We start from the raw sequence: 416 nt of genomic DNA on the forward strand, positions 1-416 counted from the left end.
GCACATGGACCTGCCCCTCGTGCACGAAGTCCGCGTGGATCTCGTCGCTTACGACCGCCACCCCGTGCCGTTCCGCGCGTTCCGCCAACCGGGCCAGCTCGTCGGCCGTCCAGACCCGCCCGGTCGGGTTGTGCGGCGAGCAGACCACCAGCACCTTGGCGTCCGCCCGGGACAGCTCCCGCTCCAGCGCCTCCCCGTCCCCCACGGGGACCGCGCGCAGCTCCCGCCCGAGCCCGGTGATCGCCTTGCGGAAACCGTCGTACGTGGGGGTGTGGACGACGACCCCGTCCCCCGGCTCCGTCCACATCTGGAGGAGCTGGGAGAGCTGGCTGAGGACGGAGGGCCCGTACACGAGCTGCCCGGTGTCGATCTCGGTGCCGTACCGGGTGGCGTACCAGTGGGCGATCGCCGAGAGG

The 416-nt window shown here is 72.4% G+C and carries 1 protein-coding gene; it reads right to left on the bottom strand.

What is annotated here, in order from left to right; translation table 11 throughout:
• On the bottom strand, positions 1-416 hold a 416-nt coding region (locus tag V2J85_RS40885; protein ID WP_330824428.1), incomplete at both ends, for an aminotransferase class I/II-fold pyridoxal phosphate-dependent enzyme.

The organism is Streptomyces bugieae, assembly GCF_036352915.1.
Taxonomy (GTDB): Bacteria; Actinomycetota; Actinomycetes; order Streptomycetales; family Streptomycetaceae; genus Streptomyces; species Streptomyces endophytica.